This window comes from Dyella sp., assembly GCF_051954575.1.
In the GTDB taxonomy this organism is placed as follows: domain Bacteria; phylum Pseudomonadota; class Gammaproteobacteria; order Xanthomonadales; family Rhodanobacteraceae; genus Dyella_B.
Map to the genome: position 1 here is coordinate 1 of NZ_JBQCHP010000086.1, position 23,597 is coordinate 23,597.

The window sequence follows — 23,597 nt, forward strand, 5'->3', positions numbered from 1 at the left end:
CACGCCCCCCTTTCCGTATTTCCCGCGAAGGCGGGAATACTTTTGCTCCACCGCAAAGTGCAAGATGGATTCCCGCCTTCGCGGGAATGACGGCCGGGCAGGATGAGCTCCCTGGAAAGTATGAAGACCTCAACCACTCAACAACGCACGAGCCGCCTGAAATTCCTGCTGGTGGTATGCGTATTCATCGCGCCGATCATCGCCGCCGCGTGGCTCAACTTCAGCGGCTGGCAACCTTCGGGCAAAGCTTACGGGCAACCTGTTTCGCCGCAGCGCAATTTCGAACAGGAACATGTGCTGGTACGCCTTGCCGATGGAAAAACCTGGCCCTGGCGCGACACCTCGCCACGCATGACGCTGATCGCCATGGCCGGCCCCGATTGCGCGGCGCGTTGCGTGGATGCGCTTACCAAGATGGCCGCCGCGCGCATCACGCTCAACAACAACATGTCGCGCCTGCGCCTGCTCTACGTCGGACAGCCGCCCGCGGGCGCCGCCAGCAACGGCATGCAGGCGTATTGGACAATCGGCACCGACGTGGACGACCAGCTTGCCGCCTACAAGCCCACCTCGCCGGATAGTGTCAGCGCGCTGCTGGTGGAATCCGACGGCACCGCGCTGGCGCGGTATCCTGTCGGTTTCGATCCGAGCGGCCTGCGCAAGGATCTGCAGAAGGTAATCCGCTGATGACGTTGCGCTCCAGGAAAATCATCCCCTACCTTGCCGTGCTGGCGGCTGTGTTCGCCTTTGGCCTGGTGATGTTCGGAGCGTTCGTGCGCCTCTCCAACGCCGGCTTGTCCTGCCCGGATTGGCCTACGTGCTACGGCAAGGCCACCTGGCCGCATCACGAGCAAGCCGTGGCGGCGGCAAATGCCGCGTTTCCGGATCGTCCGTACGAAGCAAGCAAGGCCTGGCGCGAACAGGTGCATCGCATGCTGGCCGGCACGCTGGGCGTGCTGGTTTTGCTGCTTGCCTTGCTTTCCGCGCGCCGCGATCGCACGGTGATGCTTGCGATCATCGTCAGTGCCGTGTTCGCCGCGGCAGGCGTTGCGCTTTGTCTGCATGGCGAACGGGACTGGTCCTCCGGTTTGGCCTTGCTGGCGATACTGCTGCCGACCGCTGGCGCGTTCTGGCTGCGCGAACGCGCAGCGCAAAAGATGAGCGTGCTGGCGCTGGCCGTGATCATTTTCCAGGCGATGCTCGGCATGTGGACGGTAACGCTGCTGCTCAAGCCGATCGTGGTGATGGGGCATTTGCTCGGCGGCATCACCACCTTCGGCCTGCTCGCGTATGCCGCCCTGCGCTGCCACGGCTTCGGTTCGCCCGATGATCGCTTCGCCGCTTTGCGCCGGTGGGTAGTGCTGGGCATTGTGCTGCTCGGTTGCCAGATTGCGCTGGGCGGATGGACCTCGGCCAATTACGCGGCGCTGGCCTGCGGTACGGATTTCCCCACTTGCCTCGGTCAATGGGCGCCACCCACCGATTTCCATCAGGGTTTTGTGCTGTGGCGCGAAGTGGGCGTGAACTACGAAGGCGGCGTGCTCGACATGGCCGCACGCAGCGCAATCCAAATTACCCATCGCATCGGCGCGCTGGTGGTGTTCTGCTATCTGATGTGGCTGGCGTGGCGTCTGGCGCGTAGCGGTTTCCGTGCGGGCGCCATTGCGGTGGCGGTGGTATTGATCGTGCAGGTGCTGCTGGGCATCAGCAACGTGCATTTCGGTCTGCCACTGCCGGTGGCGACCTTGCACAACGGCGGCGCGGCCTTGCTGCTGTTCACGCTGCTGGCGAATGTCGCGCGCCTGCAATCCTGGCATGCGGATGAAGTGGAGTCGCTCGCATGATGCTGGCGCGTGAATATCTTCAGCTCACCAAGCCGCGCGTGGTCGCGTTACTGGTGTTCTGCGCGGTGATCGGCATGTTCCTCGCTGTGCCCGGCATTCCGCCGTGGCGCGCGCTGGTGTTCGGCACGCTCGGCATCTGGTTGGCGTCGGGCTCGGCGGCTGCGTTCAATCACCTGATCGACGAACGTATCGACAAATTGATGGCACGCACGGCGCGTCGTCCGCTCGCCACCGGCAAGCTCAATGCGCGCCAGGTATTGGTGTTTGCAGTGGTGCTTGGCGTAGTTTCGATGGTGGTGCTGGCGACGCAGGTGAACGTGCTCACCGCATGGCTCACCTTCGGCGGCCTGATCGGATACGCGCTGGTGTACACCGCCTATCTGAAACGCGCCACACCGCAGAACATCGTGATCGGCGGCCTGGCCGGCGCGATTCCACCGGTATTGGGCTGGACCGCCGTCACCGGCGCCTTGCATCCGTTTGCCCTGCAGCTGTGCCTGATCATCTTCGTATGGACGCCGCCGCATTTCTGGGCGCTGGCCATCTTCCGCCGCGACGACTACGCACGCGCGCAAATCCCGATGCTGCCGGTGACGCACGGCGTGCGCTATACGCGCTGGCAGATCCTGCTCTACACGATCCTGCTGGTGCTGGTCAGCCTGCTGCCTTCGATCACCGGCCACAGCGGCCTGATCTACTTCGGTGGCGCGGCGGTGCTGGGCGTTGGCTTTCTCTATTACGCGTTCCGCCTGATGAGCCCGCCGGATGAATATTTCGCGATGCGGGTATTCAAGTATTCGGTGATCTACCTGATGGCGTTGTTCGCCTTCCTGCTGGCCGACCACTGGCTGGTGCAGCCGCTGCATGGCGTCGCATAGGTTGGGTGCAGACCCCAACATCCGATGGCGAAAAGTTTGCTTCCAAGGCTTGACACTTCCGCACCGCAGCACGACAATTCCCGCGCCCGCCGGCGCAGTTACGGCCGACCGGGCCTCTGTCCGAACTAACCAAGGCATATGGACGTTTACCCTAGTCGCAACGTCGACATCCGCGAGCATCGGGTGCCGGCATTGCATAACAAGCTGATCGTTCGCGGCAACCGCCAGCGGTTGGCCGGCGCTTTCCTCGACTAGGGAAGTCCGGCCCGCTCCTAACGGTGCCGTGAGCACCGTTTTAGAGGAGATGGGCCCATGAAGCTCCTTCGTGATTTCTTTCGTATTCGCACCGCGGGTCGGTTTCCCCTGGCCGGCCGCCGTCAAGCCGTGCGCCCTACGTTTACTGTGACCGTTCCCCAGCCGCTGGAAAAGCCGACCGAGACCGGACATGCCCGCCCGCATACGCCGCGCCCGGAGCACGTCGCCTCGGACGCGCCGCGCACGTCCCGTCATCTTCATCTGGTATCTAGTCACTGATGCATCATCCGCGCCTTCATAAAGGGTGGCCTCCGCCAGGACCGCAGCGCCGGTCCGCGGGGCGCTGTCACGGCCGCGGATTGCCCTAGCGGAGACGGGACTTCCCGCCAGCTCGTTTCCGTCGCGACAACTCAGATTCACGGATGCGAGCGATGATGAACCGAGTCACCCAGGCTGCGAAGGCCAAAACCGCCACGGCGCCTCAGCACGTGGCGGCCGCGCAGGACGCCTTCCGCGAGAACGAAGCCCTGTTGAGCGGCCTGGACACCAGCCTGGCCGGCTTGAATGAAGAGCAGATCACCGAGCGCCTCGCCCGCGATGGCGTGAACGAGGTGTCGCACGAGAAGCCGCCGCATTGGTCGATCCAGCTGCTGCGCGCCTTCAACAATCCCTTCATCGTCGTGCTGCTGATCCTGGCGGTGGTGCAGGTGTTCGTGACGCCGGACGACCTGTCCGGCCCGATCATCATTGCCGTGATGGTAGGCATCAGCGTCTTGTTGAGCTTCACTCAGGAATACCGTTCCTCGCAGGCGGCCGAGAAGCTCAAGGCGATGGTGCGCAACACCGCCACCGTGACGCGCCGCGCCTCGGACGGGCACAGCGAGCGCATCGAAGTGCCGGTGAACGAGCTGGTGGTGGGCGACGTCGTGCATCTGGCCGCCGGCGACATGGTGCCGGCGGACCTGCGCCTGCTCAACGCCAAGGACCTGTTCATCAGCCAGGCGATCCTCACCGGCGAATCGCTGCCGGTGGAGAAGGCCGGCCCGACCCAGGCGCACGCGGTGGAAAGCGGAGCGCATGGCGTGCAGAAGGGCAATCCGCTGGATCTGCCCACGGTCTGCTACATGGGCACCAACGTGGTCAGCGGCACGGCTACTGCGGTGGCCGTGGCGACCGGTTCGCGCACCTATCTTGGCTCGCTGGCCAGCAGCATGGTCGGCGAGCGCGTGCAGACCAGCTTCGATCGCGGCGTGAAAAGCGTCAGCTGGCTGCTGATCCGCTTCATGCTGGTGATGGTGCCGGTGGTGCTGGGCATCCAGTGGTACAAGCACGGCTTTCTCGAAGCGCTGATGTTCGCGCTGTCGGTGGCGGTGGGCCTTACGCCGGAGATGCTGCCGCTGATCGTCACCGCCAACCTCGCCAAGGGCGCGATGGCGATGTCCAAGCGCAAGGTGGTGGTGAAGCGTCTCAACGCGATCCAGAACTTCGGCGCGATGGACGTGCTGTGCACCGACAAGACCGGCACGCTGACGCTGGACAAGATCGTGCTGGAGCGCCACCTGGATCTCGACGGCGAGGATTCGGACGACGCGCTGGAATACGGTTATCTCAACAGCCATTTCCAGACCGGCTTGAAGAACCTGATGGACAAGGCCGTGCTGGCGCATCGCGATCTGGAACCGATCGTGACGCGCTACCGCGTGGTCGACGAAATCCCGTTCGACTTCCAGCGCCGCCGCATGTCGGTGGTGCTCGCCAATGGCGACGGCCAGCATCTGCTGGTGTGCAAGGGCGCGGTGGAAGAGATGCTGGCCATTTCGTCCACCGAGCGGCGCGGCGATGAGATCGTGCCGATGACGGACGAGCGCCGCCGGGAAATCAAGGCGATGACGCGCCGCTTGAACGAAGATGGCCTGCGCGTGCTGGTGGTGGCGATCAAGCAACAGCCGCCGAGTCACCGTGCCTATGGCGTGGCCGATGAAGCCGAACTCACGGCGATCGGCTGCCTGGCCTTCCTCGATCCGCCGAAGGACACCGCCGCCACCGCCATCGCCGCGCTGCATGGCCACGGCGTCGAGGTGAAGGTGATCACCGGCGACAACGAAGCGGTCACGCGCAAGATCTGCCGCGAAGTGGGCCTCAACGTGGAGCATTCCGCGCAGGGCCGCGACATCGAGCCGCTGGACGACGTCGCGCTCGACGAGTTGGTCAAGCGCACCACCGTGTTCGCCAAGATGTCGCCGCTGCAGAAGGCGCGCGTGGTCAAATCGCTGCAGCGCCAGGGACACACGGTGGGCTTCCTCGGCGACGGCATCAACGACGCGCCAGCGCTGCGCGAAGCGGATGTGGGCATTTCGGTGGATACCGCGACCGACATCGCCAAAGAGTCGGCCGACATCATCCTGCTTGAAAAGAATCTGATGGTGCTGGAAGAAGGTGTGCTCGAAGGGCGCATCACCTTCGGCAACATCATGAAGTACATCAAGATGACGGCCAGTTCCAACTTCGGCAATGTGCTGAGCATGCTGGTGGCCAGCGCGTTCCTGCCGTTCCTGCCGATGCTGCCGCTGCAGGTGCTGGTGTTGAACCTGCTGTACGACATCTCGCAGCTGTCGATTCCGTTCGACCGCATGGACGACGAATACCTGCGCAAGCCGCGCAAGTGGGATGCCGGCGACATCGGCCGTTTCATGGTGTGGATCGGGCCGGCCAGTTCCGTGTTCGACATCACCACCTTCCTGCTGCTGTGGTACGTGTTCGGCGCCAACAGCGCGGAGCACCAGGCATTCTTCCAGTCGGGCTGGTTCATCGAAAGCCTGCTCACGCAGACGCTGGTGGTGCACATGATCCGCACACGCCGCATTCCGTTCCTGCAGAGCATCGCGGCGGCGCCGGTGCTGGCGCTGACCACGGCGATCATCGTGATCGGCATGGCCATACCGTTCACGGGCGTGGGCGCGAAGCTGGGCATGCTGGAAATGCCGGCGGTCTATTTCGGTTGGCTGGCGATCACTGTGGTGGCGTATTGCGCGCTGACGCAGATGATGAAGCTGCTTTACATGCGCCGCTATGCGAGCTGGCTGTAATACCGCACCCATCGCCTATTTACCGTTGGAACGCACCGGCCTGCTGCAAGGCAGGCTGGTGCAAGCCCAACATCACACTCTCGCGAAAGGAAAAGCCTGAACTTGGACAGTCACACGCAAGCGGAACCTCACACTATTAGCCCGCTCTGCTGACTGCTGCCTGCGTGACCGAAGGCGGCGGTTTGGGCGGCCAAACCGCGGTCCGGGCACGCAAGCTTTTGCCTTGCTCCCTTCACCGTTTTGCAACAGCTCTGTGGCCTTGTTGGCTACGGAGGAAGCGCGCCTGCGCCGACCGAAGGGGAAGAAATGTTTCATCTGCCGAACAAGAAAAAATGCCACCTGCTGCTCGCCATCGCCATGGCGTTGAGCGTGACGGGCTGCTCGCATGACGCCAATGACACGGCCGAGTCCGCGCCTGGCTTGGTCGCCGATCATGGCCTGATCAAGGTTCCCGACGGCTCGCCGCTGCGCAAGGAATTGCGGGTGCAGCCGGTGCAGATGCGGCAGGCGCCGCATGCGATGGTGTTTCCCGGCAACGTGGAAGCGGATCCCGCGCTAACCGCCAACGTGTTGCCGCCGCTCACCGGCAGGGTGATGGAGCTGAAGGTGGGCCTGGGCGACCACGTCGGCAAGGGACAACTGCTGGCGGTGATCGATTCGGGCGATTACGCGCAGGCTTATGCGGACGTGGCCAAGGCACGCGATGCATTGGACCTGGCGCGCAAAACGCGGGATCGCGCGCGCGCGGTGAAAGCGGCCGGCGGAAACGCCACCAAGGATCTCGAAGCGGCACAGAGCGGCTACAACCAGTCGCACGCGGAATTGGATCGTGCGCAAACGCGCCTTGCCGCCGTGGGTGGCGCATCGGGCACCACCTCGCGACCGATGCAGATCGTCGCGCCCACCAGCGGCTACGTCACCGCCTTGTCGGTATCGCCAGGCGCCTACGTCAACGACGCCAACGCGGCGATGATGGTCATCGCCAATCTCGATACGGTATGGATCACCGCCAACGTACCGGAAAGCGACGTGGGCCAGATCGCCAAGGGCGACAAGGTGGATGCCGTGCTGTCGGCCTATCCGAACGTGGTGTTCCATGGCGCGGTGAGTTTCGTCAATCCGGTATTGCAGGCTGATACGCGGCGTGACTTGGTGCGCGCCGTATTCGCCAATGCGGACGGCAAGCTCAAACCCAACATGTACGCCAACGTCAGCGTCGACGTTGCGCAGCCGGCGCAGGTGTTCGTGCCCGAATCGGCGCTGTTGATGAACAACGACGCCACCAGCGTGTTCGTCGAAGTAGCGTCGTGGACGTTCGAGCGCCGCACGGTGGATCTGAGCTATGACGAAAGCGACGGCACGCGTGTGCTCAAGGGGCTGAAAGCAGGCGATCGCGTGGTCGTGCGCGGCGGAGTACTGCTCAATGATTAATGCGCTCTTCCGCTTCTGTTTTCAGAAGCGCATGTTGTTCATGGTGGTGACGGTGCTCGTCCTCATCTTCGGCTACTACTCGTGGACGCAGCTCGCCATCGAGGCCTATCCGGAATTGAGCGACGTCACCGCGCAGGTGACCACGCAGGTGCCGGGCCTGGCGGCCGAGGAAATCGAACAGCAGATCACCATTCCGCTGGAGCGCCAGCTGGCGACCACGCAGGAGCTGGTGAGCATGCGCTCCAGCAGCACCTTTGGCTTGTCGTTGATCACCATGGTGTTCAAGGACGGCGCCGACGATTATTGGGTACGCCAACGCATCCAGGAGCGCCTGGGGCAAGTCACGCTGCCGACGGGTGTGACGCCCGGTCTCGATCCGGTGAGCGGGCCGGCCGGCGAAATCTATCGCTACACGCTCACCTCCAACAGCAAGAACTTGATGGAGTTGTCGGAGATACAGCGCTGGATCGTGATCCCGGCGCTGCAGCAGGTGCCCGGCGTGATCAACGTCGACAACTTTGGCGGCTTCACCAAGGAGTTCCAACTCGAACTCGATCCGGCGCAGCTGCTGCATTATGGCGTCAGCGTCAACCAGGTCACCGCGGCGATTTCGGCGAACACCTCCAACGCCGGCGGCGGGCGCATCACGCGCGGCGAGCAGTCCTACATCGTGCGTGGTATCGGCATGGTGCATTCGCTCAAGGACCTGGGCGATATCGTGGTTACGCAGAACAATGGCGTGCCGGTACTGGTGCGCCAGCTCGGCAAGCTGCGCTACGGTCATCAGGTGCGCGAAGGCATCCTGGGCAAGGACAACAATCCGGACACCATCGAAGGCATCGTCGATCTGCTCAAATACCAGAATCCCTCGCGCGTGCTCGACGGCATCCACGCCAAGGTGGCCGAGCTCAACCAACAATTGGCGGCGCAGGATGTGCAGATCGTGCCGTACATCGATCGCGACGACCTGGTCAACGCTACCAAGGAGAAGGTCTTCCACACCGTGATGGAAGGTATCGGCCTGGTGTGCATCGTGCTGATCCTGTTCCTGGGCAGTCCGCGCTCGGCGCTGGTCGCGGCGGTGGCGATTCCGATGTCGCTGGTGACAGTGTTCATCCTGATGCAGTTCACGCGCATGCCGGCGAACCTGTTTTCGCTGGGTGCGATCGATTTCGGCGTGATCGTGGACGGCGCGATCGTGGTCACCGAGGCGATCCTGAGCAAGCGCGAGCACAAGCCCACCGAGGTGCTGACGCAGGACGACGTGATGGAGGTGACCGGCCACGTGGGCCGCTCGATCTTCTTCGCTACGCTGATCATCATCACCGCATACCTGCCGCTGTTCGCGTTCGAGCATGCCGAGGGCAAGCTGTTCCGGCCGATGGCCTTCACCGTCGGTTACGCCCTGCTGGCCGCCTTGCTGTGCACGGTCACGCTGACGCCCGCGCTGGCGTATCTGGCGTTGCGCAAACCGCGCAGGATTTTCCACAACAAGCCGCTGGAGCGCCTGCAGGCAGGCTTCACGCATAGCCTTGGTCGCTTGTTGCATCGCCTTCCTCTGGCGTATGCGATCGCGGGCATCGCCTTCTGCGGCGTGCTGGTTTTCGGCGCGACGATCGGCCGTGAATTCCTGCCCGACCTGGATGAAGGTGCATTGTGGTTGCAGGTGCAGATGCCGACCGGTCTTTCATTGGACCAGGCCAGCGGCATGACGGCGCAGTTGCGCAAGGTGGTGCGCGAGTTTCCGGAAGTCTCCTATGTGGTGACCCAGCTCGGCCGCAACGACAGCGGCACCGATCCATGGACGCCGTCGCATGCGGAGGCCGCAGTGGGCTTGAAGCCGTACAGCAGTTGGGCGAACGGCGAGACGAAGGCGGAATTCCTGCGCAAGTTCAGCGCGCGGATGCAGCAGATGCCGGGCATGAGCATCGGCATCAGCCAGCCGATCATCGACGGCGAGAACGACATGATCGGCGGCGCGCACAGCCCGCTGGTGCTGCGCATCTACGGCGACGACCTCGATGACATGCGCCGCGTCGGCAACCAGATCGTGGATGTGCTCAAGGGCGTGCGCGGTACGGCGGATGCCTCGATCTTCCAGGAGCCGCCGATTCCGCAGCTGTCGATCAAGGCCAACCGCGATGCGGCCGCGCGCTACGGCATCAACGTGGGCGACATCACCAACCTGATCCAGACCGCGATTGGCGGTGCGCCGATCACCCAGGTCTATGTGGCTGACCGCATCTACAACGTCACCGCGCGCGTTTCCAACGACGTGGCCAATAACTTGCAGGCGGTGGGCGAACTGCCGCTGACCTCGACCACCGGCGCGCAGGTGCCGCTCAAGCAGGTGGCGGACATCAAGTTGACGATGGGCGAGAGCACCATCGCGCACGAGCATGGCAAGCGCGAATTGACGGTGCGCATCGACAACCGCGGTCGCGCGTTGTCCGAATACCTGGGCGATGCGCAGGCGCAGATCGACGCGAAGGTGCATGTCGATCCGCAGCAGTATCGACTCGAATGGGCGGGCAATTTCCAGAACGCTCAGCGCGCGCAGGCGCGCCTGACGGTGGTGATGGGCATGGTGCTGGCGATCATGGCGGTGCTGTTGTTCGCCGAATTCGGCAAATTCCACCAGGCCGTGCTGGTGCTGGGCGTGGTGCCGCTGGCGACGGTGGGCGGCCTGCTTGCTTTGCACATGCGTGGGGAAACGCTGAACATCGCCACCGCGGTCGGTTTTATCGCGCTGTTCGGCGTGGCCGTGCAGAACGGCATCATCATGGTGTCGAACATCAACCGCGTGCGCAGGGAAGGTTTGTCGTTGTTCGAGGCAGTGGTGGTGGGCGCCACCGAACGTTTTCGTCCGGTCTTGATGACTGCCACGGTGGCCAGCGTCGGCATGCTGCCCGCGGCGCTGGCCACCGGCATCGGCACCGACGTGCAGCGCGGCCTGGCCACGGTGGTGGTGGGCGGCCTGCCGATCGCCACGCTGCTTACGCTGTACATCTTGCCCAGCCTTTACTTCGCCTTGGAGAACTTCATCAACAAGCGCTGGGGTCATGCACCCGGAGAGGTGGAATTGTGAGCATGACTAGGCATGTTGCTTTTCTTCGGTACGCAAGCCGTTGTGTGTTGATGCTGGGCGTGAGCCTTGCGCTCGGCGCTTGCGCGGTAGGGCCCGATTACCATCGGCCGGCGGCGCCGTCCGCGCAGGCGTATGCGGCGGACGACATGCCATCGACCGCCGCTGCCGCGCCAGATGGTCAGGGGCAAACCCTCGTACCTGGCAAGGACATTCCCGGCGAGTGGTGGATGCTGTTTCATTCCCAACCCTTGAATGGCCTGATCGACGAAGCGCTCAAGCACAATCCCGACACCGCCGCGGCGCAGGCGGCGCTCAAGGCGGCATGGGAGAACGTCTATGCGCAGCGCGGTTTGTATTGGCCCGTAGTTAGTGGCAGCGTCGATCCCACGCGCCAGAAAATCGCGCGCACGCTGGCCAGTCCGGCATCGTCGGGCGCGATGTTCTACGACCTGACCACCGCCCAGGTCAGCGTGTCCTATTCACCCGACCTATGGGGCGCCAACCGCCGCCAGGTGGAGTCATTGGTGGCGCAGGCGAATGCGCAGCGTTTCCAGTTGGAGGCGAGCTATCTCACGCTGACGTCCAACCTGGTCAACGCGGCGGTGCAGGAAGCATCGTTGCGCGCGCAGATCGTAGCCACCCAGGACATGATCGACAGCCAGTCGAAGATTCTGGACGCCGGCAAGCGGCAGTTGAACCTGGGCGATGCATCGGACAGCGACGTGGCCGCGCAGGAGGCCACGCTCGAGCAGACACGAGCGTCCATGCCGGCCTTGCAGAAGCAGCTCGCACAGCAACGCGATCTGCTCGCGGCCTTGAGCGGACGCACGCCCGACCAGGATCTGCCCGCGCGCTTCACCTTGGATAGCCTGCAACTGCCGCAAGACCTCCCGCTGACCTTGCCGGCCAGGCTGGTGGAGCAGCGTCCGGACGTGCGCATGGCCGACGCGCAACTGCACGCGGCTTGCGCACAAGTGGGCGTGGCATTTGCGGCGCGCCTGCCGAACATCAACATCACCGCGAGCTGGGGCAGCGCCACCGACCAGATGCATACGCTGTTCGGTTCCGGAACCGGCTTCTGGAATCTCGGCGCTGCCATCGCCATGCCGTTGTTCGATGGCGGCACGCTGAAACACAAGCAGCGCGCAGCGGAAGCGGCCTATACGCAGGCGGCGGAGCAGTATCGCAGTATCGTGCTGGGCGCCCTGCAGAACGTGGCCGATACCTTGCACGCCCTGCAATCGGATGCCGAGGCGATGGCCGCTTCAGCGCGCGCCGAACAGGCGGCGGCGCGCAGCTACGGCATCGCGCAGAAGCAATACGCGCTGGGCGATATCAGCATGGTGGCCTTGCTCAACGCGCAGGTGACGTATCGCCAAGCCCAGCTCGCCCTGATCCAGGCGCGCGCGGCGCGCTATGCCGATACGGTGGCGCTGTTCCAGGCGCTGGGTGGCGGATGGTGGAACCGGCACGACGTGGCAGTGGCAGATGGCATGTAATTGTCTTACCGTCATGCCGCCATCGCCGGAGCGGCGGGCATGTGAAAAAGCGGGCGTAAGCACATCTGCCAAAGGAGCGCGTCGATGTACCTGCTTGACCACCCGGTTGCCTTGTTTGTCGTCGTTGCCGTCGTTTTGCTGCTGGCGCATGAAGTGGGCTATCGCCTGCGCGCCTTCGCCGAGCACCGCGATGGGGAGGAATGGGAAAAGCAGGTGCACCAGACGCGTAACCAGATCGCCGTGCTGTTGAGCCTGCTGATCGGCTTCGCCCTCAGCATGTCGCTGTCGCGTTTCGATCAGCGCAAGAGCCTGGTGCTGGAAGAAGCCAATGCGATCGGCACCGCCTACCTGCGCGCTGGTATGCTGGCCGAGCCGGTGCGCAGTTCTGCGCCCACGCTGTTCCGCGATTACGTGGATGCGCGGCTGGGCATCTTCGGCACGATGTCCGATATCGACGCCGGCAATTTCGCGGCAAAGCGTGCGAAGCAGATCCAGGATGAACTGTGGAGCCAGGCGACTACCGCCGCGCAGCAGACGCCTACGCCGATCGTGGCGCTTTACGTTGCAGCCCTGAACGACATGATCGACCTGGACGCCAAGCGCATCGCCGCCAGGCGCAATCGCGTGCCGCAGGATATCTGGGCCCTGATGGCCGTACTCGGCGTGCTGACGTCGGTGATCATCGGCTACGGCCAGCGCCATCGTGCAGCGCTCGCCACCTTCGTTCCAGTGTTGATGGTGGCGATTTCGATGAGCCTGATCGCCGACCTGGATTCGCCGGTCAACGGCTTGATCCAGGTCAGCCAGCAGAGCATGCAGATGCTCAGCGACGAGCTGCACACGCAGTTTTGATTGCATCCCGGTTAGGTTGGCGCCAATGACACTAACTTAAGGATGCTCTGATCAGAGCATCCTTAAGGTGCGTATCTCGAAGCTTGCGAGGATATGTTCCCTCCCCTGCGTGCAGGGGAGGGCTATGGAGGGGTGCGAGCGCAGCGAGCGGCGAAGATCTGACGCCGCCTCGACATGATGCAGTTAGCAAGTCGCTTATCAACAAACGTCTTTACAAGCTTTGTCTGCACGCTAAAGCCCAAGCAACCCCACCCCAACCCTCCCCTGCTACCGCAGGGGAGGGGGCGGATCTCGGCAAGCATCAAGCTTCTCGACTTGAGTTAGTGCCATTGGCGCTAACCCAAGCCACTCAGGCTTCGGCGTTGCGCCGCCTTCTCCACCACCACAGCAGCAGCACCAACACGGCCACGGCACCCAGCAGCCATAGGCTGTGCTGCCCGCGCTGTATCCACATGCCCAGCCACTCGCGCCGGTTCGCGCCGAAATAACCCAGGTAAACCCAGAACGGCACGCTCACCAGCGCGGCCAATCCATCCAGCAGGAGAAAGCGCCAGAAGCTCACGCGATGGGTGGCGCCCGCGGTGATGAACACCGCCGTGCGCATACCGGGCAGAAAGCGCGCGAAGAACATCAGGCGATTGCCGTAGCGCGCGAACTTGTCCTGCATCTTCGCGTAGCGGCGCGGCGGCATCAGCCAGGAAACAGGCTTCCACTGCAGCATGTGCACGCCGTAGTGATGCCCGAGCAGAAACATGCCCGCATCGCCCGCCAGCACGCCGACCATGGTGACGGCCGCCATGATGTGCACGTCGGCGTAACCCAGGCCTGCGATCACGCCGCCTGCAACCAGGGTGATGTCTTCCGGCAAGGGCAGGCCGGCACCACATAGCAGCAGCGCCATGAAGACGGCCACGTAGCCGTGATCGGCGAAGAAGGTGATCAGGCGTTCAAGCAGATCCATCGACGTTCCTTGTTGTCGCGAGGCAGCTCATGACGCAGCCGTGGGTGTCGGCGCGCGTGCGGCCAATAGTTCACGCAATTCCGCTTTTTCGGCGCTGCTCAGCGTGCCTTCGCGATTCTTGGCGACCAGTGCATCACGGCGCTGGTCGATCGCCTGCTTCTCCATGCGTGCGAGCGCGTCGAAGAACTCGACCCGCTGCATCTCTGGTTCGCCGACGACGGAGGTGGCCATCAACTTTTGCAACGAGGCGTACTCGGGCCGCTCCTTGAAATGATCCACCAGCATCGCCGCGTTGATACCGGGCCGCGAGCGCGCGATATCGATCAGCTCGGCAAGCAGGCCCACACCGGGTTTGTCCAGGCGCAGAAAACCGTACGGCCTTTCCACCTCGTCCGCGACGCCGGGTTGCGCCAGCAGCAGGGCGATGGCGCTGCGCACCAGCGAACGTTGTACCGCCATCGGGCGCTGCACCGGCCGATGTGCTGCCGGATCGGCTTCCAGCACGGCGCGCGCGCCGGTGCGCTTTTCCAGTTCCTGCGCCATCAGGTCGCGGAAGGCGCCGTCGGGCAGGCGTGCGATCAGCGGGCGCGCGCGTTCGGCCAGGCGCGCGCGCCCGTCGATCGCACGCAGATCCACCTCGTGGGAGAGCTCGCCGAAGAAATAATCGGACAGCGGCGTGGCTTCGCGCAGCCGCTTCTCGAAACCGTCCTTGCCTTCCTTGCGCACCAGCGTGTCCGGATCTTCGCCTTCTGGCAGAAACAGAAAATACGCCTGGCGCCCGTCGCGCAAACGCGGCAGCGCCGATTCCAGAGCTTTCCACGCGGCGGCGCGGCCGGCGCGGTCGCCGTCGAAACAGAACACCACGTCCGGTGCGGCGCGGAACAGCACTTCGGTGTGTTCGGGCGTGGTGGCGGTGCCCAGCGTCGCCACCGCGATCGGCAGGCCGGCCTGATGCAGCGCGATCACGTCCATGTAGCCTTCCACCACCACGATGCGCGCGAGGTTGCTGTTGGCCTGCTTGACCTGCCACAGCGCGAACAGCTCGCGGCCTTTGTGGAACAGCGGGGTTTCCGGGGAATTGAGATATTTCGGACTTTGCTCCGATTTCAACACCCTTCCGCCGAAGGCGATCACGCGGCCGCGGCGATCGAGGATCGGAAACATCAAACGCTCGCGGAAGCGATCGTATTTGTTGCCGCGTTCGTTGTTCGCGACCATGCCCGCTTCGGTGAGCAACTGCATGCGCTTGTCGCTGGTGCCGAGGCTGCGGATCACGCCATCAAAACCGGCCGGTGCCCAACCGATGCGGAAGCGCGCGATGGTGTCCGCATCCAGGCCGCGTTTGCTGCAATAGGCCTTGGCTTCCGTGCTTTTCGGCAATTCGCCTTCGTACCAGCGCGCGGCGGCGTCGAGCATGGCGTAGAGATCGGTCTTGTCTTCGCGCGGAGCGTTGTCGCGTGCGCCCTCGTAAGGGACTTTCAGGCCGACCGCTTGCGCCAGTTCTTCCACCGCATCGGGAAATTCCAGCCGCTCGTAATCCATCAGGAACTTGATCGCGCTGCCATGCGCGCCACAGCCGAAACAGTGGAAGAACTGCTTGGCCGGGCTGACGTAGAACGAGGGCGTGCGCTCGTTGTGGAACGGGCAGCAGGCGGTCCATTCGCGTCCTGCTTTTTTCAGCGGCACGCGCCGCTCGATCACGTCGACGATGTCGACGCGGGCAAGCAGTTCGTCGATGAAGCTGTCAGGGATGCGGCCGCGCATCCGGCTAGTCTAGCCGGACGTCGGCCCTAAGCCATGTGGATGACGCCGATGACGGCCAGCAAGGCGATCAGGAAGATGATCACGAAGATCGCGAATAGCACTTTGGCGATGCCGGCGGCGACGCCGGAAAGCGTGCCGAACCCCAGCCAGCCGGCGATAAGAGAAATGATCGCGAAGATGATGGCCCACTTGAGCATGCGTCGATCTCCCGCTTGCGTGTTGCGTTGGCACACATCTAAACGCGGAACGCGTGAACGCCACGCCGTGGAAGCGTGGCGTTGTCCATCATGTGATGTACCGCCTTCCGCGAAGAAGGCGGCGATCGGCGGCGTCAGCCGTTCAGGCGCTGCTTGATGCGGCCCGACACCAGGCCCATGTCGGCGCGGCCGGCAGCCTTGGCTTTCACTGCCGCCACCACCTTGCCCATGTCACGCGCGCTGCTGGCGCCGGTTTCGGCAATGGCCGCCTCGATCAGCGCATCGATTTCCGCCTCGCCGAGCTTGGCCGGAAGGTAGGCTTCGATCACCACCATTTCGGCGCGCTCCACGTCGGCCAGGTCCTCGCGGCCGGCGGCGACGTACTGGCTGACCGAATCCTTGCGTTGCTTGAGCATCTTCTCCAGCACCGCGATGGTCTGGGTATCGTCCAGCTCGATCCGTTCGTCCACTTCGCGCTGCTTGACGGCGGCCAGGATCAGGCGGATCACGCCCAGGCGTGGCTTGTCGCCACCGCGCATGGCGGTTTTCATGTCTTCGGTAAGTTGCTGTTTCAGCGACATAGGGATGCTCCGATGACTCCTTCGGAAAGCACAAAGCCGACGTTGCGGGGCAACGTCGGCCAGTGCAAGTGCCTTGCAGGCAGCGGCTGCGAATGGACGCGCCGGCTGCGGAGCTGAACGAGTGCGGCGAAACGCCCGGACACTCGAACCCGCCGAAGCGGGAAGGGCTCAGTACAGGCGGGTCTTGCGCGAAACGTCGCGCGAGAGGCGGCGCAGGTGGCGCTTGACGGCGGCAGCGCGCTTGCGCTTACGCTCCTGGGTCGGCTTTTCGTAGAACTCGCGCTTGCGGGTCTCGGCGAGGATGCCGGCCTTTTCGCAGGTGCGCTTGAAGCGGCGCAGGGCGAGTTCGAACGGCTCGTTCTCGCGGACTTTTACGCTCGGCATGGAAACTCCGGGGTGGTGACTGGGTCGAGAAATACGGTGAGCCGCCAAGTATACGCCGGTAGCGGTGAAAAATTCAAAGCATGGAATGGGAAATCGTGGGGTCGAAACCCCGAAGGGTGTCGCAAAGCCCCGCATATCGGCAAAAATGCCCGCCTGCATACCGAGGCCGCATCTGAAGATGCCTGACGTTTCCCGCTCCGCGCTTTCCCGCCCCATTCTTGGCATCGAGACATCCTGCGATGAAACCGGCGTCGCCCTGCTGCGCTGGGAGCCGGAGGCGCCGGGACACGGGCTGCTGGCGCACACCCTGTACACCCAGGTGAAGCTGCATGCCGATTATGGCGGCGTGGTGCCGGAGCTGGCCAGCCGCGACCACGTGCGCAAATTGCTGCCGCTGGTGCGCGAGGCATTGAAAGAGGCGGGATTGACACCCGCGGACCTCGGCGGCGTGGCGTACACCGCCGGACCCGGCCTGGTCGGCGCGCTGCTGGTGGGCGCGGCCACCGGGCGGGCGATGGCCTGGGCGCTGGGGGTGCCGGCGGTCGGCGTCCATCATATGGAAGGGCATCTGCTGGCGCCCTTGCTGGAGGACGACCCGCCCGCGCCGCCGTTCGTGGCCCTGCTGGTATCCGGTGGTCATTCCATGTTGGTGGAGGTGGAAGCGGTCGGCCGTTACCGCATCCTCGGCGATACGCTGGACGACGCCGCTGGCGAAGCCTTCGACAAGACCGCCAAGCTGATGGGCCTGCCGTATCCGGGCGGTCCGGCGCTGGCGGCCTTGGCGGGTCAGGGCAGGCCCGGCGTATTCCGCTTTTCGCGGCCGATGACGGATCGTCCCGGCCTCGATTTCAGTTTCTCGGGCCTGAAGACGCAGGTGCTGCTGGCCTGGCAGCAATCGGACCAGAGCGAGCAGACCCGCGCCGACATCGCGCGCGCATTCGAAGAGGCGATCGTCGATACGCTGCTGATCAAATGCCGCCGTGCGCTGGCCGAGACCGGCACGCACCGGCTGGTGATCGCCGGCGGCGTCGGCGCCAACCGCCGCTTGCGCGAAGAGCTGGCCGCTGCCGGCGCCAAGGATGGCTTCAAGACCTATTTCCCGCGCCTGCAGTTCTGCACCGACAACGGTGCGATGATCGCGCTGGCCGGCGCGATCCGGCTGGCGCATGGGCAGCACCAGGATCAGTCCGTGCAGGTGTTTCCGCGCTGGGGTCTGGAGACCCTGCCGCCGGCCGCTTGATCGTATCGCCCGCATCCGCGACGCTTGCACGCATGGATATTGTTTTCATCGAAGACCTGCGCATCGATACCGTCATCGGCATCTACGACTGGGAGCGCCGCGTGCGCCAGACCTTATCGTTCGACATCGAGATGGCGTTCGACAACACCGTGCCCGCCGCCAGCGACGCGATCGCCGATACGCTCAATTACAAGGACGTGTCCAAGCGTCTGATCGCTTACGTGAGCGAATCCAAATTCGGCCTGGTGGAGACGCTGGCCGAGCGTTGCGCCGCGATCATTCGCGAGGAATTCGGCGTGGCCTGGGTGAAGCTGAAATTGTCCAAGCCCGGCGCGGTGCGTGGCGCCAAGGCGGTGGGCGTGCGCATCGAGCGCGGCAAGCGGCCATTGGGATGATCCGATCCATTCTGCGTAGATGGCATGATGCCCAGAAGGCCCGCAGGGTGTGTCGCGCGCCGCAGAGAAGACTGGCCGTCTTGCCAAGGCGTGCGGCGCAGCCTGCGGGCTATCTGGGCATCACCCTTCGGGCCGGCTCTGTCCGTCCGCATCCCTTCGGCCCGTCGTCTCGACAGACGGCCAGCCTGCCTTCGCCGATGGTCCTGTGGCCTGCGAACGGACAGAACCGGTGACACCTGCGCAGAATGAATCGGAGCATCCCTTAGAGATGGCGCGCGTCTACTTGAGCCTGGGTTCCAACCAGGAACCGCATCGCTACCTGCGCGCCGCGCTGGATGAATTGCGCGCGCGCTTTGGCGACATCGACGTGTCGCCGGCCTATCGCAGCGCGGCGGTGGGTTTCGACGGCGCCGACTTCATCAATCTCGCCGTCGGCCTGGATACCGACCTTGCGCCGAACGCGCTCAACGATTGGCTGCATGCGCTGGAAGATCGCCACGGCCGCCGCCGCGATGTGCCGCGTTATGCCGATCGCACGCTGGACGTGGACATCGTGCTGTATGACGACCTCGTCGCGCAGGGGCCGGGCCATCTCGATATTCCACGCAAGGAACTGAAGCATGCGTTCGTGCTCAAGCCGATCGCCGACATCGCGCCGGATCTGCGCCACCCGGTGAGCGGACGCAGCATGGCCGAACTGTGGGCGGCGTTTCCGGTGGAGAGCGAGCCGCTTACCGTCGAGCGGCTTTAAGGCAACACCGATCAGGTATCGCCGTCATTGCCAGATCGGTGTTGCCTTAAACCACGAAGCTCGATGCCAGCGGCGATCAGCTCCCTCCCCTGCGGTAGCAGGGGAGGGTTGGGGTGGGGTTGCGTGGGCTTTAGCGTGCACACGAAGCTCGTGAAGATCTTTGCCGATACGCGACTACGACATGTGTCTTTTTGCGGCGGCCTCAGATCCTCGCCGCTCGCTGCGCTCGCACCCCACCCTAACCCTCCCCTGCACGCAGGGGAGGGGACATATCCTCTCCAGCTTCGAGATACACGCTCAAGCTAGCGCCATTGGCCTTAAATCGACACGCTGCGCCCGCCATCCACGCGAATGATCTGGCCGGTGACAAACGGCGCATCGCGCAGCAGCCACAGCACCGCGCTGGCCACATCCTCCGGCGTGCCGGCGCGCTGCAACGGCGTGCGCGCCAGCATCGCTTCCTGGTCGCTGTACGGCTTGCCGTCGCTGGGCCACATCACCGCGCCGGGTGCGACGCCGTTGACGCGGATATCGGGGCCGAGATCGAGCGCCAGGCAACGCGTCATCGCCGCCAGTGCGGCTTTCGCCATCACGTAGATCGGGTGCTGCGCCAAGGCGCGTTCGGCGTAGACGTCGACCAGGTTCACGATCGCGCCGCGGGCTTGGCGCAAGGCCGGCAGCGCGGCTTGTGCAAGAAAGAAGGGCGCTTGCGCGTTGGAGGCGAACAGGTCGTTCCATTGCATGAGCGTGGCCGTGTCGAGCGGCGTGGGATAGAACGCGGAGGCGTTGTTGACCAGTGCATCAAGGCGGCCGAAATGCGACATCGTGGCGTCGACCAGCTGCGGCAATGCAGATATGTCGGCAAGATCGGCTTGCACGATGAGCGTGCTATGCGCGCGTTGCGCCGACAGTTCGGCGGCAAGTGCATCGGCCTCGGTTCTCGAATGACGACAATGCAGCGCAAGGTCGTAGCCGGCGGCATGCAAGGTACGCGCGATCACCGCGCCGACGCGCTTGGCGCCGCCGGTAATCAGTGCGACGGGGCGCGAGGTGGGCGAATCCATAGGCAGCTCCTGCGGTCGTGCGCAATCGTGCTTCGCTGGGCATGAATGCGTAGGCTGGAACGATCATTCCAGCCATTTTCAATGACGATGCCGGGATTGCCATCCCAGCCTACGCGGCTAATGCAGCTGGGTCGCCTGCACTTCTTGCGTCACGGGCTCGTCGGTGCTGATCTCGCTTTCCAGCATCGCAATGGTGGTCGCCGCGACCTGGCGCGTGTCGTAGTACGCGTAGCCGCCCACGCCGATGGCGCCGATCACCGGCATCCAGCGCGACAGGCCTTCGCCCAGCGCACGCTGGGTCACCTTTACGCCGATCTGCTTGGCGACACGTTCGATTACGCCGTAGGACAGGCGGCGGAAGATCAGTCGATCGCCCAGGCGCACCACCAGGTCGCGGAAGGCTTGCGCGGAAGTGTGCCGGAACAGGCACCACAGCATTTGCTCGCGGCCGAGTTCCGCATGCTTGCCGTAAGCGGCGGCGATATCGCTGACCAGCTGCGCCTGGATTTTCCAGATCGAGATCAGCTCCGGCAGGATCGTGAGCCAGCCGAGGGGGCCGGGCGGCAACGCCAGCGTGCCGGCGGTGACGGCCGCTCGCTGTGCGGCGCGGTTGGCCAACCGGTGCGCTTCGGTCTTCGGATCGTGCTGGCTGTGCACCTTGCTGTCGGGAATCTGGCTGACGAAATCCAGGATGGCGCGGGTCACGCGGTTGCCCGCTTCGTCGTGCGTGATCACGGCGGGAAGATTTGGCGTGGCGGCTTGCAGATCGTTGGGCTCGGTCATGCCGTGCTCCGTGGGAAACAACAGATCGGCCGATCATAGTCCGCTCCCGTGGACGGCTGATGAGAGCGGCATGAACTGGCCGGATCTAAGGACATGACTTCTGGGAGGGTCACGGAACGATGTTGGAAATGTTATAACATTGCAGTCCACATCCCCGTTCAACTCCTCGTTCCGGATTCCAGTGCATGAAAATGTCTGCGCTCGCCCTTGGCCTTTGCTTTGCGTTGTATGCCACCGGAGCGATGGCCGCGCCCAGCGTCGATCCGACGCCTGCCGCACCGAACACCACCGCGCAGCCGCCTGCCAACGATGATGCGCAGGGGGGTGATCAGGGCTCTCGCAACCGCCGCGCCGCCAATGCCAAGCAACTGGGCGCGGTGAATGTGTCGGCTGCCCTGGACGTGGTGCGAAATAACCTTTCACCCGATACGGGCAGCAGCCAATACGTGTTGAGTGCGCAGGACATCCAGGCGCTGCCGCTGGGCGCCTCCACGCCGCTCAACCAGGTGCTGCTGCAAGCGCCGGGCGTAGTGCAGGATTCCTACGGACAACTGCACGTGCGTGGCGACCACGCCAACCTGCAGTACCGCATCAACGGCATCATGCTGCCCGAATCGATTTCCGGCTTCGGGCAGACGCTGGATGCGCGCATGATCCAGAACGTGAAGCTGCTCGATGGCGCGCTGCCCGCGCAATACGGCGAACGCACCGCGGCGGTGGTGGACATCACCACCAAGAATCCCGTCGACATGGGCAATGGCGGCGTGGTGGGCATCACCGGCGGTTCGTTCGGCACGCTCAATCCGTATGCGTCGTTGTGGGGACACAGCGGCAACTGGAGCTATTTCTTCACCGGCAGCTACCTGGAAAACAATGTCGGCATCGAGAACCCCACGCGCAGCCGCGACCCGATCCACGATCACACCAACCAGGTGAAAGGGTTCGGCGACATCACCTACCTGATCAACAGCGACACGCGCCTGAGCTTCCTGTTCGGCGTCACCAACAATCGCTTCCAGATTCCGAACAATCCGAACCAGGCGCCGCAATTTGGCTATCTGGACCAGACCGATTTCAATTCCGCCGACTTGAACGAGCGCCAGAGCGAGCAGACACGCTTCGGTATGCTGGCGCTGCAGGGCAAGCTCGGCGATACGGCCTACCAGGTGTCGGTCGGCCAGCGTTACAGCGGCCTGAAGTATTCCCCCGATGACATCGGCGACCTGATATTCAACGGCGTGGCCGGCCAGATCAGCCAGACCGATCGCGCCTCCACCTTGCAGGCCGATTTCGCCACCCCGTGGGCGGGCAACCACACCTTGCGCTATGGCGTGTATTACGAATTCGACCGCGCCGCCACCAACACCAATTCGCTGGTGTTTCCGGCCAATCCGGATGGCAGCCAGGCCAGCACGGTGCCGTTCAACATCTTCACCGGCAACCGCATTCTCGCGAAGACCGCGGCGTTCTATCTGCAGGACGAGTGGGATATCAGCGATGCATGGACGCTCAACTACGGCGTGCGCGGCGATCGCTACACCGCGTTCCGCGAGGAAAGCCAGCTGAGCCCGCGCGTGGGTGTGGTCTGGCAGGCCACCGACAGCACCACCGTGCACGCAGGTTACTCGCGCTACTTCACGCCGCCGCAGACCGAGCTGATCTCCGACCAGAACATCGCCGCGTTCGCCAACACCACCAATGCAGTGAAAAACTACGGCAACAATACGCCGCTGACGGAGCGCTCCAATTACTTCGACCTGGGCGTGCAGCAGAACATCGGTTCGGACTGGACGGTCGGCCTGGACGCCTACTACCGCAAAGTGCAGCGCCTGCAGGACGAAGGTCAGTTCGGCGCCGCGCTGGTCTACTCCACCTTCAACTATAAGTACGGTCGCGTGCGTGGTACCGAATTTACTGTGTCGTACAACCATGGCCCGGTTTCGGCGTATTTCAACGCCGCCTACAGCCGTGCGATGGGCAAGGACGTGATCACCAGCCAGTACAACTTCGGCACGGACGAGCTGGCCTATATCGCCGACAACTGGATCCACCTGGATCATGACCAGAAGCTGGCTTCATCCGGTGGCGTGACCTATGCGCTCAACGACAGCACCAAGGTAGGAGCCGACTACCTGTTCGGCAGCGGCCTGCGCCAGGACGGCAATGTGCCCAACGGCCGCTCGCTGCCGTACTACGTCCAGCTCAACTTCAACGTATCGCATGACTTCAGCTTCGACAGCGTCGGCAAGGTGCATACGCAACTGGCGCTGATCAATGCGCTGGATCGTTCGTACCGCATGCGCAGCGGTACCGGTGTGGGCGTAGGCGCGCCGCAGTATGCGCCGCGGCGCGGCCTGTATTTGACGGTGGAGAAGCCGTTCGATTTCTGATGCCGAGCATCGGTAGGTTGGGGTGAGCGCCAGCGCAACCCAACACGAGATCTGCCAAATGGCAACCTTGGGGTTCGGGGGCGCTCACCCCAACCAAAAGTGGATTGGGGTTAGTTAGGCCGGAAGGGATAGTGGCGCAACCCCACGCCCGTCA

General features: G+C 63.9%; 20 protein-coding genes. 13 read left to right on the plus strand and 7 right to left on the minus strand.

The window, feature by feature from the left end:
- Nucleotides 1-120: 120 nt before the first annotated feature.
- From ACTHNE_RS12285 to ACTHNE_RS12325, 9 genes are all read left to right on the plus strand, one after another.
- Nucleotides 121-687, plus strand: coding sequence for a hypothetical protein (locus tag ACTHNE_RS12285; protein WP_440269392.1), 567 nt, complete (start codon nt 121-123; stop codon nt 685-687).
- On the plus strand, nt 687-1,844 hold the full coding sequence (locus tag ACTHNE_RS12290) for a COX15/CtaA family protein (protein WP_440269393.1): 1,158 nt from the start codon (nt 687-689) through the stop codon (nt 1,842-1,844). Before ACTHNE_RS12285 ends, ACTHNE_RS12290 begins: the two co-directional genes overlap by 1 nt.
- Nucleotides 1,841-2,722 (plus strand): heme o synthase, encoded by an 882-nt coding sequence (gene cyoE, locus ACTHNE_RS12295; protein ID WP_440269394.1) that lies wholly within the window; start codon nt 1,841-1,843, stop codon nt 2,720-2,722. The genes ACTHNE_RS12290 and cyoE overlap by 4 nt, the downstream gene beginning before the upstream one ends.
- A gap of 312 nt (nt 2,723-3,034) precedes the next feature.
- On the plus strand, nt 3,035-3,256 hold the full coding sequence (locus ACTHNE_RS12300; protein WP_324938667.1) for a hypothetical protein: 222 nt from the start codon (nt 3,035-3,037) through the stop codon (nt 3,254-3,256).
- Nucleotides 3,257-3,411: 155 nt separating this feature from the next.
- On the plus strand, nt 3,412-6,063 hold the full coding sequence (gene mgtA, locus ACTHNE_RS12305) for a magnesium-translocating P-type ATPase (RefSeq protein WP_440269400.1): 2,652 nt from the start codon (nt 3,412-3,414) through the stop codon (nt 6,061-6,063).
- A gap of 306 nt (nt 6,064-6,369) precedes the next feature.
- On the plus strand, nt 6,370-7,494 hold the full coding sequence (locus ACTHNE_RS12310; protein ID WP_440269395.1) for an efflux RND transporter periplasmic adaptor subunit: 1,125 nt from the start codon (nt 6,370-6,372) through the stop codon (nt 7,492-7,494).
- Nucleotides 7,487-10,582, plus strand: coding sequence for an efflux RND transporter permease subunit (locus ACTHNE_RS12315; RefSeq protein ID WP_440269396.1), 3,096 nt, complete (start codon nt 7,487-7,489; stop codon nt 10,580-10,582). The genes ACTHNE_RS12310 and ACTHNE_RS12315 overlap by 8 nt, the downstream gene beginning before the upstream one ends.
- A 2-nt stretch (nt 10,583-10,584) precedes the next feature.
- Nucleotides 10,585-12,081, plus strand: coding sequence for an efflux transporter outer membrane subunit (locus tag ACTHNE_RS12320; RefSeq protein ID WP_440269397.1), 1,497 nt, complete (start codon nt 10,585-10,587; stop codon nt 12,079-12,081).
- Nucleotides 12,082-12,165: 84 nt separating this feature from the next.
- Nucleotides 12,166-12,933, plus strand: coding sequence for a hypothetical protein (locus tag ACTHNE_RS12325; protein ID WP_324940931.1), 768 nt, complete (start codon nt 12,166-12,168; stop codon nt 12,931-12,933).
- A gap of 349 nt (nt 12,934-13,282) precedes the next feature.
- Here the strand turns inward: ACTHNE_RS12325 and ACTHNE_RS12330 are convergent, their stop codons facing one another.
- From ACTHNE_RS12330 to rpsU, 5 genes are all read right to left on the minus strand, one after another.
- A complete protein-coding gene (locus ACTHNE_RS12330; protein WP_324940934.1) occupies nt 13,283-13,894 on the minus strand; it encodes a DedA family protein in 612 nt (203 codons plus the stop codon).
- Nucleotides 13,895-13,921: 27 nt separating this feature from the next.
- Nucleotides 13,922-15,658 (minus strand): DNA primase, encoded by a 1,737-nt coding sequence (dnaG, locus tag ACTHNE_RS12335; protein WP_324940937.1) that lies wholly within the window; start codon nt 15,656-15,658, stop codon nt 13,922-13,924.
- A gap of 26 nt (nt 15,659-15,684) precedes the next feature.
- Nucleotides 15,685-15,855: a DUF1328 domain-containing protein gene (locus ACTHNE_RS12340; RefSeq protein ID WP_324940940.1), complete on the minus strand. Its 171-nt coding sequence runs from the start codon at nt 15,853-15,855 to the stop codon at nt 15,685-15,687.
- Nucleotides 15,856-15,989: 134 nt separating this feature from the next.
- Nucleotides 15,990-16,436: a GatB/YqeY domain-containing protein gene (locus ACTHNE_RS12345; RefSeq protein ID WP_324940943.1), complete on the minus strand. Its 447-nt coding sequence runs from the start codon at nt 16,434-16,436 to the stop codon at nt 15,990-15,992.
- Between the two features lie 168 nt (nt 16,437-16,604).
- Nucleotides 16,605-16,820 (minus strand): 30S ribosomal protein S21, encoded by a 216-nt coding sequence (gene rpsU, locus ACTHNE_RS12350; RefSeq protein ID WP_109724432.1) that lies wholly within the window; start codon nt 16,818-16,820, stop codon nt 16,605-16,607.
- 178 nt (nt 16,821-16,998) lie between these two features.
- Between rpsU and tsaD the strand changes: the two genes are divergently transcribed.
- The 3 genes from tsaD (at nt 16,999) to folK (ending at nt 19,206) form a co-directional block, all read left to right on the plus strand.
- Nucleotides 16,999-18,060 (plus strand): tRNA (adenosine(37)-N6)-threonylcarbamoyltransferase complex transferase subunit TsaD, encoded by a 1,062-nt coding sequence (tsaD, locus tag ACTHNE_RS12355; RefSeq protein ID WP_440269398.1) that lies wholly within the window; start codon nt 16,999-17,001, stop codon nt 18,058-18,060.
- Between the two features lie 32 nt (nt 18,061-18,092).
- Nucleotides 18,093-18,455: a dihydroneopterin aldolase gene (gene folB, locus ACTHNE_RS12360; protein ID WP_324940955.1), complete on the plus strand. Its 363-nt coding sequence runs from the start codon at nt 18,093-18,095 to the stop codon at nt 18,453-18,455.
- A gap of 268 nt (nt 18,456-18,723) precedes the next feature.
- Nucleotides 18,724-19,206: a 2-amino-4-hydroxy-6-hydroxymethyldihydropteridine diphosphokinase gene (gene folK, locus ACTHNE_RS12365; protein WP_440269399.1), complete on the plus strand. Its 483-nt coding sequence runs from the start codon at nt 18,724-18,726 to the stop codon at nt 19,204-19,206.
- 317 nt (nt 19,207-19,523) lie between these two features.
- Here the strand turns inward: folK and ACTHNE_RS12370 are convergent, their stop codons facing one another.
- Complete coding sequence (locus ACTHNE_RS12370; protein WP_324940962.1) at nt 19,524-20,270, minus strand: pteridine reductase; 747 nt, start codon at nt 20,268-20,270, stop codon at nt 19,524-19,526.
- Between the two features lie 117 nt (nt 20,271-20,387).
- Nucleotides 20,388-21,053 carry a hypothetical protein gene (locus tag ACTHNE_RS12375; protein WP_324940965.1) on the minus strand — a complete coding sequence of 222 codons (666 nt, stop codon included), beginning with the start codon at nt 21,051-21,053 and terminating at the stop codon, nt 20,388-20,390.
- A 185-nt stretch (nt 21,054-21,238) separates the two neighbouring features.
- Here ACTHNE_RS12375 and ACTHNE_RS12380 point away from each other — a divergent pair, with 185 nt between their 5' ends.
- Nucleotides 21,239-23,443, plus strand: coding sequence for a TonB-dependent receptor (locus ACTHNE_RS12380; RefSeq protein ID WP_324940968.1), 2,205 nt, complete (start codon nt 21,239-21,241; stop codon nt 23,441-23,443).
- Nucleotides 23,444-23,597 lie beyond the last annotated feature (154 nt).

Coding starts and splice junctions, on each gene's coding strand:
- ACTHNE_RS12330 (WP_324940934.1), bottom strand. CDS start 13,894: ATGGATCTGCTTGAACGCCTGATCACCTTCTTCGCCGATCACGGCTAC.
- ACTHNE_RS12310 (WP_440269395.1), top strand. CDS start 6,370: ATGTTTCATCTGCCGAACAAGAAAAAATGCCACCTGCTGCTCGCCATC.
- ACTHNE_RS12375 (WP_324940965.1), bottom strand. CDS start 21,053: ATGACCGAGCCCAACGATCTGCAAGCCGCCACGCCAAATCTTCCCGCC.
- cyoE (WP_440269394.1), top strand. CDS start 1,841: ATGATGCTGGCGCGTGAATATCTTCAGCTCACCAAGCCGCGCGTGGTC.
- tsaD (WP_440269398.1), top strand. CDS start 16,999: ATGCCTGACGTTTCCCGCTCCGCGCTTTCCCGCCCCATTCTTGGCATC.
- dnaG (WP_324940937.1), bottom strand. CDS start 15,658: ATGCGCGGCCGCATCCCTGACAGCTTCATCGACGAACTGCTTGCCCGC.
- folK (WP_440269399.1), top strand. CDS start 18,724: ATGGCGCGCGTCTACTTGAGCCTGGGTTCCAACCAGGAACCGCATCGC.
- ACTHNE_RS12315 (WP_440269396.1), top strand. CDS start 7,487: ATGATTAATGCGCTCTTCCGCTTCTGTTTTCAGAAGCGCATGTTGTTC.
- mgtA (WP_440269400.1), top strand. CDS start 3,412: ATGAACCGAGTCACCCAGGCTGCGAAGGCCAAAACCGCCACGGCGCCT.
- ACTHNE_RS12345 (WP_324940943.1), bottom strand. CDS start 16,436: ATGTCGCTGAAACAGCAACTTACCGAAGACATGAAAACCGCCATGCGC.
- ACTHNE_RS12285 (WP_440269392.1), top strand. CDS start 121: ATGAAGACCTCAACCACTCAACAACGCACGAGCCGCCTGAAATTCCTG.
- ACTHNE_RS12380 (WP_324940968.1), top strand. CDS start 21,239: ATGAAAATGTCTGCGCTCGCCCTTGGCCTTTGCTTTGCGTTGTATGCC.
- folB (WP_324940955.1), top strand. CDS start 18,093: ATGGATATTGTTTTCATCGAAGACCTGCGCATCGATACCGTCATCGGC.
- ACTHNE_RS12320 (WP_440269397.1), top strand. CDS start 10,585: ATGACTAGGCATGTTGCTTTTCTTCGGTACGCAAGCCGTTGTGTGTTG.
- rpsU (WP_109724432.1), bottom strand. CDS start 16,820: ATGCCGAGCGTAAAAGTCCGCGAGAACGAGCCGTTCGAACTCGCCCTG.
- ACTHNE_RS12370 (WP_324940962.1), bottom strand. CDS start 20,270: ATGGATTCGCCCACCTCGCGCCCCGTCGCACTGATTACCGGCGGCGCC.
- ACTHNE_RS12340 (WP_324940940.1), bottom strand. CDS start 15,855: ATGCTCAAGTGGGCCATCATCTTCGCGATCATTTCTCTTATCGCCGGC.
- ACTHNE_RS12300 (WP_324938667.1), top strand. CDS start 3,035: ATGAAGCTCCTTCGTGATTTCTTTCGTATTCGCACCGCGGGTCGGTTT.
- ACTHNE_RS12290 (WP_440269393.1), top strand. CDS start 687: ATGACGTTGCGCTCCAGGAAAATCATCCCCTACCTTGCCGTGCTGGCG.
- ACTHNE_RS12325 (WP_324940931.1), top strand. CDS start 12,166: ATGTACCTGCTTGACCACCCGGTTGCCTTGTTTGTCGTCGTTGCCGTC.